This window comes from Pseudomonas sp. MOIL14HWK12:I2, from assembly GCF_000510745.1.
In the GTDB taxonomy this organism is placed as follows: Bacteria; Pseudomonadota; Gammaproteobacteria; order Pseudomonadales; family Pseudomonadaceae; genus Chryseomonas; species Chryseomonas oryzihabitans.
This window is the reverse complement of the sequence record NZ_AZOA01000007.1, coordinates 385610-402121: the sequence shown is the minus strand read 5'-3', so window position 1 is coordinate 402121 and position 16512 is coordinate 385610. Positions and strand designations below refer to the sequence as shown.

At 66.7% G+C, this 16512-nt stretch carries 14 protein-coding genes; 10 read left to right on the top strand and 4 right to left on the bottom strand.

Annotated elements, in window-relative coordinates:
* Positions 1–133: 133 nt before the first annotated feature.
* The 3 genes from PSK12I2_RS0105000 to PSK12I2_RS0104990 form a co-directional block, all read right to left on the bottom strand.
* Entirely contained in the window at positions 134–1396 is a 1263-nt protein-coding gene (locus PSK12I2_RS0105000) for a NupC/NupG family nucleoside CNT transporter (protein WP_027597545.1), read from the bottom strand.
* A gap of 87 nt (positions 1397–1483) precedes the next feature.
* On the bottom strand, positions 1484–2209 hold the full coding sequence (gene sfsA, locus PSK12I2_RS0104995) for a DNA/RNA nuclease SfsA (protein WP_027597544.1): 726 nt from the start codon (positions 2207–2209) through the stop codon (positions 1484–1486).
* The gene (locus tag PSK12I2_RS0104990) at positions 2206–3381 is read right to left on the bottom strand and encodes a pyridoxal phosphate-dependent aminotransferase (RefSeq protein ID WP_027597543.1); all 1176 of its coding nucleotides are present in this window, start codon (positions 3379–3381) and stop codon (positions 2206–2208) included. The genes sfsA and PSK12I2_RS0104990 overlap by 4 nt, the downstream gene beginning before the upstream one ends.
* Before the next feature lie 291 nt (positions 3382–3672).
* Here PSK12I2_RS0104990 and dksA point away from each other — a divergent pair, with 291 nt between their 5' ends.
* Both dksA and gluQRS read left to right on the top strand, forming a co-directional pair.
* Positions 3673–4116, top strand: coding sequence for an RNA polymerase-binding protein DksA (gene dksA / locus PSK12I2_RS0104985; protein ID WP_007159704.1), 444 nt, complete (start codon positions 3673–3675; stop codon positions 4114–4116).
* An 84-nt stretch (positions 4117–4200) separates the two neighbouring features.
* Positions 4201–5091 carry a tRNA glutamyl-Q(34) synthetase GluQRS gene (gene gluQRS, locus PSK12I2_RS0104980; protein WP_027597542.1) on the top strand — a complete coding sequence of 297 codons (891 nt, stop codon included), beginning with the start codon at positions 4201–4203 and terminating at the stop codon, positions 5089–5091.
* Here gluQRS and PSK12I2_RS0104975 read toward each other — a convergent pair.
* Positions 5088–5504 carry a VOC family protein gene (locus tag PSK12I2_RS0104975; protein ID WP_027597541.1) on the bottom strand — a complete coding sequence of 139 codons (417 nt, stop codon included), beginning with the start codon at positions 5502–5504 and terminating at the stop codon, positions 5088–5090. The two genes, gluQRS and PSK12I2_RS0104975, sit on opposite strands and share 4 nt — an antisense overlap.
* A 104-nt stretch (positions 5505–5608) precedes the next feature.
* On the opposite strand from PSK12I2_RS0104975, the gene PSK12I2_RS24800 reads away from it, so the two are divergent.
* The 8 genes from PSK12I2_RS24800 to pgi all read left to right on the top strand — a co-directional run bounded on the left by PSK12I2_RS24800 (position 5609) and on the right by pgi (position 16471).
* Positions 5609–5785 carry a hypothetical protein gene (locus tag PSK12I2_RS24800; RefSeq protein WP_007159707.1) on the top strand — a complete coding sequence of 59 codons (177 nt, stop codon included), beginning with the start codon at positions 5609–5611 and terminating at the stop codon, positions 5783–5785.
* Positions 5769–8717 carry a sensor histidine kinase gene (locus tag PSK12I2_RS0104965; RefSeq protein WP_027597540.1) on the top strand — a complete coding sequence of 983 codons (2949 nt, stop codon included), beginning with the start codon at positions 5769–5771 and terminating at the stop codon, positions 8715–8717. Before PSK12I2_RS24800 ends, PSK12I2_RS0104965 begins: the two co-directional genes overlap by 17 nt.
* 115 nt (positions 8718–8832) lie before the next feature.
* Positions 8833–10251: a sigma-54 dependent transcriptional regulator gene (locus tag PSK12I2_RS0104960; RefSeq protein ID WP_007159709.1), complete on the top strand. Its 1419-nt coding sequence runs from the start codon at positions 8833–8835 to the stop codon at positions 10249–10251.
* Between the two features lie 698 nt (positions 10252–10949).
* A complete protein-coding gene (locus tag PSK12I2_RS0104955) occupies positions 10950–12341 on the top strand; it encodes a polynucleotide adenylyltransferase PcnB (protein WP_027597539.1) in 1392 nt (463 codons plus the stop codon).
* Positions 12338–12841 carry a 2-amino-4-hydroxy-6-hydroxymethyldihydropteridine diphosphokinase gene (gene folK, locus PSK12I2_RS0104950; RefSeq protein ID WP_371100301.1) on the top strand — a complete coding sequence of 168 codons (504 nt, stop codon included), beginning with the start codon at positions 12338–12340 and terminating at the stop codon, positions 12839–12841. Before PSK12I2_RS0104955 ends, folK begins: the two co-directional genes overlap by 4 nt.
* A 129-nt stretch (positions 12842–12970) precedes the next feature.
* Entirely contained in the window at positions 12971–13771 is an 801-nt protein-coding gene (gene panB, locus PSK12I2_RS0104945; protein ID WP_027597537.1) for a 3-methyl-2-oxobutanoate hydroxymethyltransferase, read from the top strand.
* Positions 13768–14625 (top strand): pantoate--beta-alanine ligase, encoded by an 858-nt coding sequence (gene panC, locus PSK12I2_RS0104940; protein WP_027597536.1) that lies wholly within the window; start codon positions 13768–13770, stop codon positions 14623–14625. Before panB ends, panC begins: the two co-directional genes overlap by 4 nt.
* A 181-nt stretch (positions 14626–14806) precedes the next feature.
* Complete coding sequence (gene pgi, locus PSK12I2_RS0104935) at positions 14807–16471, top strand: glucose-6-phosphate isomerase (RefSeq protein ID WP_027597535.1); 1665 nt, start codon at positions 14807–14809, stop codon at positions 16469–16471.
* The last annotated feature ends 41 nt before the right edge of the window (positions 16472–16512 follow it).

The window sequence follows — 16512 nt, the reverse complement described above, 5'->3', positions numbered from 1 at the left end:
AAAGCCTTGAGAAGCCGCGGACAACCCGTGGCGGCGAAGCAGGCGCACGCCACGGTCATCCGCTGTTACGTTTTGGCGCACCCAGGCCAGCGGTGCACCATAAAGTGGACCGGATGGTCCAATCGACATCGACCTAGAGGCCGATGAAGAAGCCGGCCAGGGCCGCGCTCATCAGGTTGGCCAGGGTGCCGCCGAGCATGGCGCGCAGGCCCAGCTGAGCCAGTTCGTGACGCCGCTGGGGCGCGATGCCGCCCAGGCCGCCGAGCTGGATGGCGATGGAAGAGAGATTGGCGAAGCCGCAGAGGGCGAAGGTGACGATGACCTGGGTATGCGCCGAGAGCGGCTGGACGCCCGCCGCCGCCGACTTGACCGGGTCCAGATAGGTCGAGAGGTCGGCATAGGCGACGAATTCGTTGAGCACCAGCTTCTGACCGATGAAGCCACCGGCCTGTACCGCCTCGTTCCAGGGCACCCCGATAAGGAAGGCCACCGGCGCCAGCAGATAGCCCAGCACCAGCTGCATGCTCAGTTGCGGCACGCCGAACCAGGCGCCGCACCAGCCGAGGATGCCGTTGAGCAGGGCGATCAGGGCGATGAAGGCCAGCAGCATGGCACCGACCGCCAGGGCGATGCGCAGCCCGACCTGGGCGCCTTCGGCGGCTGCGTCTATGACGTTGGCCGGGCGCTCCTCCCCTTCCCCCAGGGTCTTCATGGCCTGGTCGCGCGGCTGTTCGGTCTCCGGCTCCATCAGCTTGGCCATCAGCAGTCCGCCCGGAGCGACCATGAAGCTGGCGGCGATCAGGTACTTGAGTTCCACGCCCATGCCGGCGTAGCCCAGCAGCACCGAACCGGCCACCGCGGCGAAACCGCCAACCATGATGGCGAACAGCTCAGAGCGGGTGAGATCGGCGATGAAGGGCCGCACCACCAGCGGCATTTCCGACTGGCCGAGAAACAGGGTCGCGGTGACCGTGGTGGATTCCACCCGACTGGTGCCGAGCAGGGCGTGCAGCGCTCCGCCCACCAGGCGGATGATCCAGCCCATGATGCCCAGGTAGTAGAGCACCGCGATCAGGCTGCCGAAGAAGACGATCAGGGGCAGCACCCGCACGGCGAAGACGAAGCCACCGTTACCGAAGTACTCGAACATCTTCGGTCCGGCGAGACCGCCGAAGAGAAACTCGATGCCCTTGTCGGCATAGAGCTGCAGCGAAGAGACGGCGCCGGAGACGCTGCCGAGCACCTGCTGGCCCCAGGGAATGTAGAGGACGAACAGGCCGAGCCCCGCCTGCAACAGAAAGGCCGCGAGCACGGTACGCACGCGAATGGCGCGCCGCTGGCGGGAAAAGAGGATGGCGATGGCCACCAGCAACAGCATGCCCAACACAGAGATCATCAAGAGACTCCTGACAGGATCGCCCGATAGCGGCGATCGATGGGCGATATCCGTAAGCAAGGCGCCTGCCAGATCCTGTCCGGGCGATCAGCTTTTTGTGACTGCCTGGTCAGCGAGGCGCAACGGTCGGTCCAACTCCAGGCCCGCAGGCGAGAGCCGTGCCCCATAAGCCAGCACCTGCACACCCTGGCGACGGGCTTCGCCCAGGGCCAGGGCATAGGCGGCATCGATTTCCGCGGCCGGGCGTACCGCCTCGATGCCGTCGAGCAATACGCAATAGAGCAGCACGGCCCGCTCACCGGCTGCGGCCAGGGCCGCCAGCTCGCGCAGATGGCGGGCCCCACGGGTGGTCACGGCGTCGGGAAAGGCGGCGATCGCGGTGTCGGCAAAGCCCAGGGTGACGCTCTTGACCTCTAGGTAAAGCGGCCCCGCGGGGTACTCCAGGCGGAAATCGGCGCGACTGTTCTCCAGGCCGTAGGCCACCTCCCGGCGCAGGGCGGTGAAGCCGGCCAGCTCGGGAATGCCACCGGCCAGCAAGGCCTCCTCCACCAGGCGATTGGCACGGGCGGTATTGATGCAGGCCAGCCGGCCGTGATCCGTCTCGACCAACTCCCAGGTGCCGGGCAGCTTGCGCTTGGGACCACTGGCGCGGCTGAACCAGACGCGGGCGCCCGCCGGCTGGCAGTGGAGCATGGAGCCGGTATTGGGGCAGTGCAGGGTTAGCACCTCGCCGCTGGCGGTCTCGATGTCGGCGAGAAAACGCTTGTAGCGGCGCAGCAGGCGACCCTCTTCCAGGGGCGGCTCGAATCTCACCGGGCGCTCCAGCGCTGCAATCCCTGGGCGATGCGGGCGACGGCCTCTTCCAGGCGCGGCAGCGACTGGGTGTAGGCGAAGCGCACATGGGTGTCGGCGCGGTGGCGCCCGAAATCCAGGCCGGGGGTGATGGCGACGTGCTCGGTCTCCAGCAGGAACTGGCAGAAGGCATAGGCGTCGCCGCCAAAGGCGGCGATGTCGGCATAGAGGTAGAAGGCGCCCTGGGGCTCGACGGCGATCTCAAAGCCCAGGTTGCGCAACGCCGGCAACAGGTAGTCGCGACGGCGGGCGAATTCGGCGCGACGCTCCTCGAAGATGGCCATGGCCTCGGGGGTGAAACAGGCCAGGGCCGCCTGCTGGGCCACGGTGGAGGCACTGATGTAGAGATTCTGCGCCAGCTTTTCCAGCTCCGGCACCGCGGCGCGCGGCGCCACCAGCCAGCCGAGGCGCCAGCCGGTCATGCCGAAATACTTGGAGAAGCTGTTGAGCACGAAGGCCGAGTCGTCCACCTCCAGCACGCTGGGGGCGTCCAGGCCGTAGGTCAGGCCGTGGTAGATCTCGTCCACCACCAGGTGACCACCACGTGCCCTGAGGGCGGCCGACAGCCCGGCGAGTTCGTCGCGATTCAGCAGGGTGCCGGTCGGATTGGCCGGCGAGGCCACCAGAGCGCCGACGCTGTCCGCCTGCCAGTGCCGCGCGACCAGTTCGGGGGTGAGCTGGTAGCGGGTCTCGGCGCCGACCGGAATCAGCTGGGCCGCGCCTTCCACCAGGCGTAGGAAGTGTCTATTGCAGGGATAGCCGGGATCGGCCAGCAACCAGTGACGCCCGGGATCCACCAGCAGGGCGCTGGCCAGCAGCAGGGCACCCGAACCGCCGGGGGTGATCAGCACCCGTTCCGGATCCAGGTCGACGCCGTAGCGCTCGCCATAGAAGGCGGCGATGGCGCGGCGCAATTCCGGCAGGCCACGGGCCGCGGTGTAGCGGGTCTGACCGGCCGCCAGCGCGGCCTGGCCAGCGGCGACCACCGGGGCGGCGGTGGTGAAATCGGGCTCGCCGATCTCCAGGTGGATGACGTCGTGCCCGGCGGCCTGGAGCTGGTTGGCGCGCTCCAGCAGGGCCATCACATGGAAGGGCTCGATGGCCTGGCTGCGCGCGCTGTAGGAATTGGACATGGAGGGGGTCCGAACTTGTGGCGAAGGCGGGATTCTAACCAAGGCTTCGCAGACCGGCATCCGCCGCGTCGGCAAGGAGCGGGAGGCCAGTAGTAGCGCCCCCTGGAAGCTTCTGGTAAGTTCGCCGGCTTGCATCCGCAGGGCGACTGGCCAGTCGAGAACATATTCAGCCTGGCGTCGGCATTGCGCGGGACGCCATCGGCAGCCACAGACCCCGGGCGTTCCAACATGGAGAGGCCTGGAAACGCATCCAGCCTGTGGACAGGATCAGCGAAAGTGAGAGGGTCAATCATGCCCAGCGAAGCAAATCAGCAGAACAATCATCTGGCCCGTGGCTACGAACCCTACCAGCCTGCCAAGGGTGAGGAATACATGAGTGAGCGCATGCGCGCCCACTTCACCGGCATTCTGAACAAGTGGAAGCAGGAACTGCGCGAAGAAGTCGATCGCACCGTGCACCACATGAAGGAAGAAGCGGCCAACTTCGCCGACCCGGCCGACCGCGCGACCCAGGAAGAGGAATTCAGCCTGGAACTGCGTGCCCGCGACCGCGAGCGCAAGCTGATCAAGAAGATCGACGAGACGTTGCAGCTGATCGAAGACAACGAATACGGCTGGTGCGACTCCTGCGGCGTGGAAATCGGTATCCGTCGCCTGGAAGCCCGTCCGACCGCCAGCCTGTGCATCGACTGCAAGACCCTGGCCGAGATCCGCGAGAAGCAGACCGGGACCTGAGTCCTGCTGCCTCACCGACGAGGGCGCTACGGCGCCCTTTGTTCTTTCCAGACTTCGGTTTTTCCGGCATTCACAGGATGAGCTATGTCCAGGCGCCCCTATGTCGGCCGTTTCGCCCCCACGCCCAGCGGCTATCTGCACTTCGGCTCGCTGGTTGCCGCCCTCGCCTCCTACCTGGATGCCCGCGCCGCGGGCGGGCAGTGGCTGGTGCGCATGGAAGACCTGGACCCCCCGCGCGAGGTCCCCGGCGCTCAGGCGGCGATCCTCACCACTCTGGAGGCCTACGGCTTCGAATGGGACGGCCCGGTGCTGCGCCAGAGCGAGCGCCTGGACGCCTATCGCGCGGTCATCGCGCAGTGGCTGGCCAGCGGCCTGGCCTATGCCTGCGACTGCTCGCGCAAGCAGCTCGAAGGCAGTGGCGGCCTCTACCCCGGATACTGCCGCAATCGCGGCCTGCCGGCGACGGACGCCGCCATCCGCATCCGTGTCCCTGAGCTGGACTACCGCTTCGTCGACCGGGTGCAGGGCGAATTCCGCCAGCACCTGGGCCGCGAGGTGGGCGACTTCGTCATCCAGCGCCGCGACGGCCTGATCGCCTACCAGTTGGCGGTGGTGATGGACGATGCCCTGCAGGGCATGACCGACGTGGTGCGGGGCGCCGACCTGCTGGACTCGACGCCCCGCCAGCTCTATCTGCAGGAATTGCTCGGTCATCCGGCGCCGCGCTATCTGCACGTGCCGCTGCTGATCCAGCCCGATGGCCACAAGCTGGGCAAGAGCTACCGCTCGCCGCCGTTGCCACCCGAGCAGGCCGGCGCCCTGCTGGTGCGCGCCCTGCGCACCCTGGGCCAGCCGACGCATGCGGAGCTGGCCCGGGAAACCCCGGCCGGGGTGCTGGCCTGGGGTGTCGCTCACTGGGATGCCGCGCTGATCCCGCGGGTGCCGCACCTGGCCGAAGCCCGATTGCCGGACTAGTAGTTGGGCCAGAGGCCGGGCGTGGCCAGTTCCAGCAGATGTCCGTCCGGATCGCGGAAATACAGGCTGATCGCGCCACGCGGCCAGCGGGTGCGTTCTTCGATGGCGACCCCGGCAGCCACCAGGTGTGCGGCCCAGGCTTCCAGTTCATCCGCCGCCACGGCCAGGGCCAGGTGCTGACAGCCCTGGGCGCCATGGGGCGGAATGCAGCCGCCCGGCAGCCTGACGGGCTGTTCGGTAGTACCCCGCTGGAACAGCAACAGGACGCTGGCGCCCACCGCATAGGCGGCCAGGCGCTCGTCGGCGAACATCGGCGTGAGCCCCAGCAGCTCTTCATAGAAGCGCCGGGCCCGGGGCAGATCGGCGACATAGAGCGCGGTTTCCAGCACGGCGGCGAGACGGGGCCTGGTCATCGGCGAACTCCGGCGGGGAAAGAAGCCTTCACGGTAGAGGCCTCCCTCTCCGGGGTACAGCGCTTTTGCATTACCATGGCGCCATCGCCGTTCGGGAACCGCGCATGTACATCTACCGGCTGGTCCTGCTCCTCGTGGTAGGCATCTATCTGTTCTCCCCCGCCATCATGGATTGGTGGATCGCTCCCAGCGGCGCCTGGTATCGCCCCTACCTGCTGTGGCTCATCCTCATCGTGGTGACCTTTATCCTGCAGAGCCAGCGCGATGCCGACGAGCTTTAGTCTGTCCCAATTGGTGCTGATCAGCGCCGGTTACCTGCTGATCTTCTTTGGCGTCGCCTGGATGACCGAGAAGGGCTGGGTGCCGCGCCGGCTGGTGCGCCATCCGCTGATCTACACCCTGTCGCTGGGCGTCTACGCCAGCGCCTGGGCCTTCTATGGCACCGTGGGCCTGGCCTACGACTACGGCTACGGCTTTCTCGCCTACTACCTGGGCCTGTGCGGCGCCTTCCTGCTGGCGCCGGTGCTGCTCTATCCCATCCTGCGCCTGACCCGTGCCTACCAGCTGGCGTCCCTGGCCGATCTTTTCGCCTTCCGTTTCCGCAGCACCTGGGCCGGCGCCCTCACCAGCCTGGGCATGCTGATCGCCGTGCTGCCGCTGCTGGCGCTGCAGATCCAGGCGGTGGCAACCAGCACCGGCATCCTGGTGCAGGCCCGCGCCCAGGACGCCCCGGCGCTGGGCTTCTGCCTGCTGATCACCCTGTTCGCCATGCTCTTCGGCGCGCGCCAGATCAATTCCAAGGAGCGCCATGAAGGCCTGGTGGTGGCCATCGCTTTCGAGTCCCTGGTCAAGCTGCTGGCCCTGGGCATCGTCGGCGGTGTCACCCTCTATACCGTGTTCGGCGGCCCCAACGGCCTGGAGACCTGGCTGCAGCAGAACCAGAGCGCCCTCTCCACCCTGCACACCCCGCTGCAGGAAGGTCCCTGGCGGATCCTGCTGCTGGTGTTCTTTGCCGCGGCCATCGTCACCCCGCACATGTACCACATGGCCTTCACCGAGAATCTCAGTCCCCAGGCGCTGGTCAGTGCCAGCTGGGGCCTGCCGCTGTTCCTGCTGCTGATCAGCCTGGCGGTGCCGCCGATTCTCTGGGGTGGCCTGGCGCTGGGTTCGCCGACGCCGCCGGAGTACTTCACCCTGGGCGTGGGCCTGGCGCTGGACAATCCGCTGCTGGCGCTGGTGGCCTTCGTCGGCGGGCTGTCGGCGGCCAGCGGCCTGATCATCGTGGTGACCATGGCGCTGTCGGGCATGCTGCTCAACCACATCGTGCTGCCGCTCTACCAGCCGCCCACCGACGGCAACATCTATCGCTGGCTGCGCATGACCCGGCGCATGCTGATCGCCGCCATCATCCTCGGCAGCTATGGCTTCTATCGCCTGCTGCAGGGCCATGGCGATCTCTCCAGCCTGGGCATCGTCTCCTTTGTCGCCACCGTGCAATTCCTGCCCGGTGCGCTGTCGGTGCTCTACTGGCAGACGGCCAATCGCAAGGGCTTCATCGCCGGCCTGCTGTGCGGCCTGGGCCTGTGGTTCCTGAGCATGCTCATGCCGCTGGTGGCCGACATCAATCCGCTGCATATCGGCGTCTTCAGCTATCGCATCAGCGCCAGCAACTGGCACCTCGCCGCCGTGGCCTCGCTGACCGTCAACGTGCTGGTGTTCGCCCTGGTCTCGCTCTTCACCGAGGCCAGCGAAGAAGAGAAGAGCGCCGCCGAGGCCTGCGCCGTGGACAACGTCCGCCGTCCGCAGCGCCGCGAACTGGCGGCCAGCTCGCCCCAGGACTTCGCCGCCCAGCTGGCCAAGCCGCTGGGCGCCAAGACCGCGCAGAAGGAAGTCGAGCGCGCCCTGGCCGATCTGCTGCTGCCCTATGACGAACGCCGCCCCTATGCCCTGCGCCGGTTGCGCGATCGCATCGAGGCCAACCTCTCCGGCCTGATGGGTCCGCGGGTCGCCCAGGACATCGTCGAGACCTTTCTGCCGTTCAAGGCGGAAAGCGAGGCCTATGCCACCGAAGACATCCACTTCATCGAGAATCGCCTGGAAGACTACCAGTCGCGCCTGACCGGCCTGGCCGCCGAGCTGGACGCCCTGCGCCGCTATCACCGCCAGACCCTGCAGGAGTTGCCCATGGGCGTCTGCTCCCTGGCGCGTGACCGCGAGATCCTCATGTGGAACCGCGCCATGGAAGAACTCACCGGCATCGACGGCGCCCGGGTGGTGGGTTCGCGCCTGAGCGCCCTGCCCGATCCCTGGCAGGACCTGTTCGAGCGCTTTCTCGCCGAACCGGCGCAGCAGCACCTCTACAAGCAGCGGCTGCCCCAGGAACACGAGCAACGCTGGCTCAACCTGCACAAGGCGACCATCGACGAACCCCTGGCGGTGGGCAGCAACGGCACGGTGCTGGTGGTGGAAGACATCAGCGAGACCCAGCTGCTGGAAGACCGCCTGATCCATTCCGAGCGCCTGGCCTCCATCGGCCGGCTGGCCGCGGGCGTCGCCCACGAGATCGGCAATCCGGTCACCGGCATCGCCTGCCTGGCGCAGAACCTGCGCGAGGAGCGCGAGGCGGACGAAGAGATCGACGAGATCAGCAGCCAGATCATCGAGCAGACCCGGCGCATCACCCGCATCGTCCAGTCGCTGATGAGTTTCGCCCATGCCGGCGGTCGCCAGCAGGCCCACGAACCGGTGTGCGTGGCCGAGGCGGCCCAGGAGGCCATCGCCCTGCTCTCCCTCAACCGCCAGAGCGTGGACGTCGACTTCTTCAATCTCTGCGATCCCGAACACCTGGTGCAGGGCGATCCCCAGCGGCTGGTGCAGGTGATGATCAACCTGCTGTCCAACGCCCGGGACGCCTCGCCGCCCGGTGCGCCGATCCGGGTGCGCAGCGAGGCCCAGGGCCAGACCGTGACCCTGAGCGTCGAGGACGAGGGCAGCGGCATTCCCAAGGCCATCGTCAGCCGGCTGTTCGAACCCTTCTTCACCACCAAGGATCCGGGCAAGGGGACGGGGCTTGGCTTGGCGCTGGTCTATTCCATCGTAGAAGAGCATTATGGTCAGATAATGATCGATAGTCCTACCGACCCCGTGACCGGCCAGGGCACCCGCATCCGGGTACTGCTGCCGCGCTATCTCGGGTTGCCGGAGGCGCCGTGACGGACCCATCCGCCTGCTGGATGGATCTGCTAAAGCATTCGGAAGTCCAGACGACCGCGACAAGACACGCTGCCTGGCGTGGGTCGTCTTGCCTTCCCGTAAGAGAGCGCACTTGATGGCCCATATCCTGATTGTCGAAGACGAGAAGATCATCCGTTCGGCGCTGCGCCGTCTGCTGGAGCGCAACCAGTTCCGCGTCAGCGAAGCCGGCTCCGTGCAGGAAGCCCAGGATCTCTACGATGTCTCGAGCTTCGATCTCGTCATCAGCGATCTGCGTCTGCCCGGCGCCCCCGGTACCGAGATGATCGATCTCGCCAAGGGCAAGCCGGTGCTGATCATGACCAGCTACGCCAGCCTGAGATCGGCGGTCGACTCCATGAAGCAGGGCGCGGTGGACTACATCGCCAAGCCCTTCGATCACGACGAGATGCTGCAGGCCGTGGCGCGCATCCTGGTCGAGCGTGAACAGCGCCAGCCGGCTGCCGCCGTCGAGGAAAGCGTCGCGCCGCCGCCGGCCACCGGCGAGATCGGCATCATCGGCAACTGCGCCCCAATGCAGGACCTCTTCGGCAAGATCCGCAAGGTCGCCCCCACCGACTCAACCGTGCTGATCCAGGGCGAGTCGGGCACCGGCAAGGAACTGGTGGCGCGGGCGCTGCACAACCTGTCGCGCCGAGCCAAGGCACCGCTGATCTCGGTCAACTGCGCGGCCATTCCCGAAACCCTGATCGAATCCGAACTCTTCGGCCACGAGAAGGGCGCCTTCACCGGCGCCAGCGCCAGCCGTACCGGCCTGGTGGAAGCGGCCGACGGCGGCACCCTGTTTCTCGACGAGATCGGCGAATTGCCGCTGGAAGCCCAGGCGCGCCTCTTGCGCGTGCTGCAGGAGGGCGAGATCCGCCGGGTCGGCTCGGTGCAGTCGCAAAAGGTCGATGTGCGCCTGATCGCCGCGACCCACCGGGATCTCAAGGGCCTGGCCAAGATCGGTCAGTTCCGCGAAGACCTCTTCTATCGCCTCAACGTCATCTCCCTGCGCCTGCCGGCCCTGCGCGAGCGCGGTGGCGACGTCATGGAGATCGCCCGGGTGTTCCTCGCCCGTCAGTCCGCGCGCATGAGTCGCCCGGGGCTCAAGTTCGGCGCCGAAGCCGAGGCCGCCATCCGCCACTACAGCTGGCCGGGTAACGTGCGCGAGCTGGAGAACGCCATCGAGCGCTCGGTGATCCTCAGCGAAGGCCAGGAGATCAATGCCGACCAGCTGGGCATCGACGTCGAGCTCGGCGAGCTGGAGCTGGCCGACAGCTACCTGGATCCGCTGCCCAGCGCGGGCCTGGGGAACGGCAACGGCGCCCACGAGCCCACCGAGGACCTCTCGCTGGAGGACTACTTCCAGCACTTCGTGCTCGAGCATCAGGATCACATGACCGAGACCGAGCTGGCGCGCAAGCTCGGCGTCAGCCGCAAGTGCCTGTGGGAACGTCGCCAGCGCCTGGGCATTCCACGGCGCAAGGCCAGCGCCAGCAGCGACGCCAGCTGATCCACGCCGGGACGCGGCAGCCCTGCACGTCCCGCGGTAACACCCTCCCGCCGCGCCTCCCCATCCTTTGCAATGTGTTACCGCCGTAACAGGAGGCGGGTTCAGCGGTAACGAAAATCTCTCTGTAGCCACCAGGTAAAAAGGCTACATTTTTCGTAAGCCACTGAAATAAAAGGATTTTTCAAAACTGGCACGGCATCTGCTTTATGTTCTGGCACAAGAACAATAAAAACGTACCCCCTCCATAACAAAAACAAGACGTAGCGACTCCAGCACAACAAGAACAAGCAGGCGGAGGCGTAGCTAACTGATCATTTTGGAGAAGAGTCGTCTTGCGGGATGGTCCCGCGATGTCAGGCCAGAGAACAATAAAACTGCCCCGAGGCAGCACCCGTACCAGGCAGAGCAGGAATGATCCTGACGACATCAGCTTCCAAAGTAATCCGTTTGCTCTTGGCTCTAGACTTCAGAGCCTTTCCGGCGGCCGGTATCCGCACGGGACAGACCACACAAGAAAAACAAGAGGTCTGGATAGACAATAAAAACAAAGCACGTACCACTTTGGGGGGGAGCTTCGGCTCCCCCAGTGCCTTTGACAGCCTCCCCTCCCTCGTTCAAGATCCCCTCCTTATCTATTGCGCAACGGCTCCCGCTGTGGTCCAGATTGCGTATAGCCGTCTCTCCGAACAGAAACTCGCATGCTGAAGAAGCTGATCCAGACTCTGCGCTCGCCCCTGCGGCGTACTCCGCCCGCGCCTGCCTTGCCCATCGAACTGCCCCGCAGTCAGCATGCTCTGGAACGAGAGCGCATCAGTCGCTACGCCCTGAGTGTCGTCGACCGGCTGGAAAAGGCGGGTTATCAGGCCTACCTGGTGGGCGGTTGCGTCCGGGACCTGCTGCTGGGCTTCGAGCCCAAGGACTTCGACGTCGCCACCAGCGCCACGCCCGAGCAGGTGCGGGCCGAATTCCGCAATGCGCGGGTCATCGGGCGGCGCTTCAAGCTGGTCCATGTGCATTTCGGCCGCGAGATCATCGAGGTCGCGACCTTCCGCGCCAATCACCCTACCGGGGATGCCGAGGACGAGACCCAGGGCTCGCGCCATGAAAGCGGCCGGATCCTGCGCGACAACATCTATGGCAACCAGGAGCAGGATGCCCAGCGGCGCGACTTCACCATCAACGCGCTCTACTACGACGCCAGCGGCGAACGCATCCTCGACTACGCCAACGGCACCCAAGACATCCGCCTGCGGCAGATCCGGCTGATCGGCGATCCGGAGCAGCGCTACCTGGAAGATCCGGTGCGGATGCTGCGCGCCGTGCGCTTCGCCGCCAAGCTGGATTTCGAGATCGAGGCCGCCACCGCCGAACCCATCAGCCGCCTGGCGCCGCTGCTGCGGGACATTCCGGCACCGCGGCTGTTCGACGAGGTCATCAAGCTGCTGCTGGGTGGCAAGGCCGAGCGCACCTTCGAGCTGCTCTGCCAGTACGGGCTGTTCGCCCCGCTGTTTCCGGCCAGTGGCGAAGCCCTGGAACGCGATCCCGACTACGCCGGCAGCCTGATCCGCCAGGCCCTGGCCAACACCGATGCCCGCATCCGCGAAGGCAAGCCGGTCACCCCGGCCTTCCTCTTCGCCGCCCTGCTCTGGCCGGCCTTGCCCGAGCGCGTCCGTCATCATCAGGACCTCGGCCTGCCGCCGATTCCGGCCATGCAGGAAGCCGCCCACGACCTCACCCAGCAGCAGTGCCAGCGCACCGCCGTCCCCAAGCGTTTCACCATGCCCATGCGCGAGATCTGGGACATGCAGGAACGCCTGCCACGCCGCCAGGGCAAGCGCGCCGATCAGTTGCTGGAGAATCCGCGCTTTCGCGCCGGCTACGACTTCCTGCTGCTGCGCGAGAGCGCCGGCGAGGAAACCGGTGGCCTGGGCGACTGGTGGACCCGCTACCAGGAGGTCGGCGACAGCCAGCGGCGCGAGATGATCAAGAACCTCAGCCGCGACGAAGGCGCACCGGCCAAGCGGCGCCGCCGCGGCGGCAGCAATCGCAAGCGGCGCACCTCGGATGCGCCCACCGCCGGCGACGAATGATGGAAAGGGTCTATCTCGGCCTGGGCAGCAACCTGGCCGAGCCGCGGCGCCAGCTGGACGCGGCCCTCGAGGCCCTGGCCCAGCTGCCCCACAGTGAGCTGGTGGCGGTCTCCGCCTTCTATGCCAGCGATCCCCTGGGACCACCCGATCAGCCGCGCTACGTCAACGCCGTCGCCGCCCTGGACACCGGGCTCGAGCCCCTGGCGCTGCTCGACGCCACCCAGGCCATAGAGCAGCAGCAGGGCCGCGTGCGCAAGGATGAACGCTGGGGTCCGCGGACCCTGGACATCGACATCCTGCTATTCGGCGAGCGACTGATCGACGAGCCACGCTTGCAGGTGCCGCACTACCACCTCCAGGCCCGTGCCTTCGTCCTCTATCCGCTGGCCGATCTCGCCCCCGCGCTGCACCTGCCCGATGGCCGCCGCTTGCCGGACCTGCTGTCCGCCTGCCCTTTCGAAGGCCTGGAGCGGCTGCTACCGTCGTCATCCACGCGGTAACACAGCCGTAACACCGAGCATTGACTTGCGCCGGATGCGCCGGGACTATAGCAGCCGTTTGCGCGCGGCCACCCCGCGCCCGCGGCGCCCAGACAATAACCATAGCGCCGTCCCACGAGGACCCCTTGCATGCCTGATATCAGCCTCACGACCCTTCAGGGGCTCAAGCAGCGCGGCGAAAAGATCGCCATGCTGACCGCCTACGATGCCACCTTCGCCCAGGCCGCCAGTCAGGCCGGCGTCGAGATGCTGCTCATCGGCGATTCCCTCGGCATGGTGCTGCAGGGTCACGACAGCACCCTGCCGGTGACCCTCGACGACATGGTCTACCACACCGCCTGCGTCAAGCGCGGCCACGCGGGTGCCTTCATCGTCGCCGACCTGTCGTTCATGACCTATGCCACCCTGGAGCAGACCCTGACCAGCGCCGGTCGCCTGATGCAGGCGGGCGCGCAGATGGTCAAGCTCGAGGGCGATGCCTGGCTGGCCGACCCCATTCGCCGCCTGGCCGCCAATGGCGTGCCGGTCTGCGCCCACCTGGGCCTGACGCCCCAGTCGGTCAATGTCTTCGGCGGCTTCAAGGTACAGGGCCGCGATCCGGCCCGGGCGCAGCAGTTGCGCGAGGCGGCGCGTGAGCTGGAGGAAGCCGGCGCGGCCATGCTGCTGCTGGAATGCGTGCCTTCGGCGCTGGCCGAGGAAATCACCCGGGCCGCCCGGGTGCCGGTGATCGGCATCGGCGCCGGGGCTGCCACCGATGGCCAGGTACTGGTGCTGCACGACATGCTCGGCCTCGCCCTGCGCGGGCGCACGCCGAAATTCGTGCGCAACTTCATGGCCGGCCAGGACAGCATCCAGGCTGCCCTGGCGGCCTATGTCGCTGCCGTCAAGGACGGCAGCTTTCCCGCTCCCGAACACGGATTCTCCGCATGAAAACGGTCCATAGCGTCCGCGAACTGCGCGCCGCCGTCGCCGCCGCGCGCCGCCAGGGCCTGCGCATCGGCCTGGTGCCCACCATGGGCAATCTGCACGCCGGGCATATCGCCCTGGTCGACACCGCGCGGCGTCACGCCGACTTCGTGGTGGCGAGCATCTTCGTCAATCCGCTGCAATTCGGTCCCACCGAGGATCTGGACACCTATCCGCGCACCCTGGCGGAAGACAGTCGCCAGCTGAACGAGGCCCACTGCGACCTGCTGTTCGCGCCGGCGGTGGCCGAGATGTATCCCAATGGCATGGACGGCCTGACCCGGGTGAATGTCCCCGTAGTGTCCGAAGGCCTGTGCGGTGCGCGCCGGCCCGGGCATTTCGAAGGCGTGGCGACGGTGGTCACCAAGCTGTTCCAGATGGCGCAACCGGACGTGGCGGTGTTTGGCGAAAAGGACTATCAGCAGCTGGCGGTGATCCGCAAGCTGGTCCAGGACCTGGACATGCCCATCGAGATCGTCGCCCAGCCCACGGTACGGGCCACCGACGGCCTGGCGCTGTCGTCGCGCAACGGCTATCTCGATGACCACCAGCGGGCCAGTGCGCCCTGCCTGTACAGCCTGCTCAGGCGCCTCGCCGATCAGCTCGCCGCCGGCGCCGCGGTCGAGCCGACCCTCGCCGCCGGTGTCACCGAATTGCAAGCTCAGGGGCTCAAGGTCGACTATCTGGAACTGCGCGAGCAACTGAGTCTGCAACCGGCCGGGACGGACACCACCGCGCTGGTCCTGCTGGTGGCGGCCTACCTCGGCCAGACCCGCCTGATCGACAATCTGAGCTTTCGCCGCAGGGTCCGAGTGTGACGCAACCGAAGGTTAGCTCACCCGACCCCGCCTGAACCCTGGAAGCCCGGAACATACCGGGCTTTTTCATGCTCGAAGCGCGGCGCCACGACCGGCGTCTCGCGGTCACCGACTTTCTCTTGCAAGCCAGCGGCTTGTGGGGCACAACAGCAAACAAGAGCCACCAAGGAAAAGCCTAGCCATGGAGTACTTTCAACACCCCCTCGACGTGACCCAGCTCGCCTCCTGGAAAGCCCTGCAGGAACACCGCAAGGCCATGCAGAACTTCCGCATGCGCGATGCCTTCGCCGCCGATCCGCAGCGCTTCTCGCAGTTCTCCCTGAGCAGCAGTGGTCTGTTCCTCGACTACTCCAAGAACCTCATCACCGAGCAGACCCGTGACCTGCTGGTGAATCTGGCCCGGGAAGCGGGCCTGGAAGGGGCCATCCGCACCCTGTTCGATGGCGCCTACGTCAACTCCTCCGAACACCGCCCCGCCCTGCACACCGCGCTGCGCCGCCCGGTGGGCGACAGCGTCCGGATCGACGGCCAGGACATCATGCCCGAGGTGCACCGGGTCCTGAACCAGATGACCCAGCTGGTCACCCGCATCCACAACGGCCTCTGGCGCGGCTACACCGAGAAGCCGATCACCGACGTGGTCAACATCGGCATCGGTGGCTCCTTCCTCGGTCCGCAGCTGGTCTCCGAGGCGCTGGTGCCCTTCACCCAGCGCGGCGTGCGCTGCCACTACCTGGCCAACATCGACGGCAGCGAATTCCGCGAGGTGACCTCCAAGCTCGCCGCCGACACCACCCTGTTCATCGTCTCCTCCAAGTCCTTCGGCACCCTGGAGACCCTGAAGAACGCCCAGGCCGCCCGTGCCTGGTGCCTGGCCCAGGGCTGCCCGGAGCCGGAGCTGCACAAGCACTTCATCGCCGTCTCCAGCAACGTCAAGGTGGCGGTGGAATTCGGCATCGCCGAAGAGAACATCTTCCCGATGTGGGACTGGGTCGGCGGTCGCTATTCGCTGTGGTCGGCCATCGGCCTGCCCATCGCCCTGGCCATCGGCATGTCCAACTTCAAGGACCTGCTGGCCGGCGCCTATGCCATGGACCAGCACTTCACCAGCGCTCCCTTCGAAGAGAACATGCCGGTGCTGCTGGGCCTGCTCGGGGTCTGGTACGGCAACTTCTGGGGCGCGACCAGTCACGCCATCCTGCCCTACGACCACCACCTGCGAAACTTCGTGAAGCACCTGCAGCAGCTGGACATGGAGTCCAACGGCAAGAGCGTGCGCCAGGACGGCTCGCCGGTGAGCCTGGAGACCGGTCCGGTGATCTGGGGCGGCGTCGGCTGCAACGGTCAGCACGCCTACCACCAGCTGCTGCACCAGGGCACCCAGCTGATCCCCGGCGACTTCATCGTGCCGGTGGTGAGCCACAACCCGGTGGCCGATCACCAGCAGTGGCTGTATGCCAACTGCCTGTCGCAGAGCCAGGCACTGATGCTGGGCAAGACCCGCGAGGAAGCCGAGGCCGAGCTGCGCGAGAAGGGCCTGGGCGAAGCCGAGATCGCCAAGCTGGCGCCGCACAAGGTGATTCCAGGCAACCGCCCGAGCAACACCCTGGTGCTGGAGCGCATCTCGCCGCGGCGCCTGGGTGCGCTGGTGGCCCTCTACGAGCACAAGGTGTTCGTGCAGAGCGTCATCTGGGGCATCAACTGCTTCGACCAGTGGGGCGTCGAGCTGGGCAAGGAGCTCGGCAAGGACGTCTACCAGCACATCATCGGCCGCAGCGAAGGCAAGGCCGACGACGGCTCCACCCAGGGCCTGATCGACTACTTCCGCGGTCGTCATCGCGGCTGATCGTCTCCGGTCCGTTCCGAAAGGCGCCGCTCTGCGGCGCT

Bases quoted from the DNA above. Each gene is read 5' to 3' on its own strand.
- PSK12I2_RS0104975 (WP_027597541.1), bottom strand. From the start codon at position 5,504: ATGACCAGGCCCCGTCTCGCCGCCGTGCTGGAAACCGCGCTCTATGTC.
- panB (WP_027597537.1), top strand. From the start codon at position 12,971: ATGCCTGATATCAGCCTCACGACCCTTCAGGGGCTCAAGCAGCGCGGC.
- gluQRS (WP_027597542.1), top strand. From the start codon at position 4,201: ATGTCCAGGCGCCCCTATGTCGGCCGTTTCGCCCCCACGCCCAGCGGC.
- PSK12I2_RS0104960 (WP_007159709.1), top strand. From the start codon at position 8,833: ATGGCCCATATCCTGATTGTCGAAGACGAGAAGATCATCCGTTCGGCG.
- panC (WP_027597536.1), top strand. From the start codon at position 13,768: ATGAAAACGGTCCATAGCGTCCGCGAACTGCGCGCCGCCGTCGCCGCC.
- PSK12I2_RS0104990 (WP_027597543.1), bottom strand. From the start codon at position 3,381: ATGTCCAATTCCTACAGCGCGCGCAGCCAGGCCATCGAGCCCTTCCAT.
- PSK12I2_RS0104965 (WP_027597540.1), top strand. From the start codon at position 5,769: ATGCCGACGAGCTTTAGTCTGTCCCAATTGGTGCTGATCAGCGCCGGT.
- folK (WP_371100301.1), top strand. From the start codon at position 12,338: ATGATGGAAAGGGTCTATCTCGGCCTGGGCAGCAACCTGGCCGAGCCG.
- dksA (WP_007159704.1), top strand. From the start codon at position 3,673: ATGCCCAGCGAAGCAAATCAGCAGAACAATCATCTGGCCCGTGGCTAC.
- PSK12I2_RS0104955 (WP_027597539.1), top strand. From the start codon at position 10,950: ATGCTGAAGAAGCTGATCCAGACTCTGCGCTCGCCCCTGCGGCGTACT.
- PSK12I2_RS0105000 (WP_027597545.1), bottom strand. From the start codon at position 1,396: ATGATCTCTGTGTTGGGCATGCTGTTGCTGGTGGCCATCGCCATCCTC.
- pgi (WP_027597535.1), top strand. From the start codon at position 14,807: ATGGAGTACTTTCAACACCCCCTCGACGTGACCCAGCTCGCCTCCTGG.
- PSK12I2_RS24800 (WP_007159707.1), top strand. From the start codon at position 5,609: ATGTACATCTACCGGCTGGTCCTGCTCCTCGTGGTAGGCATCTATCTG.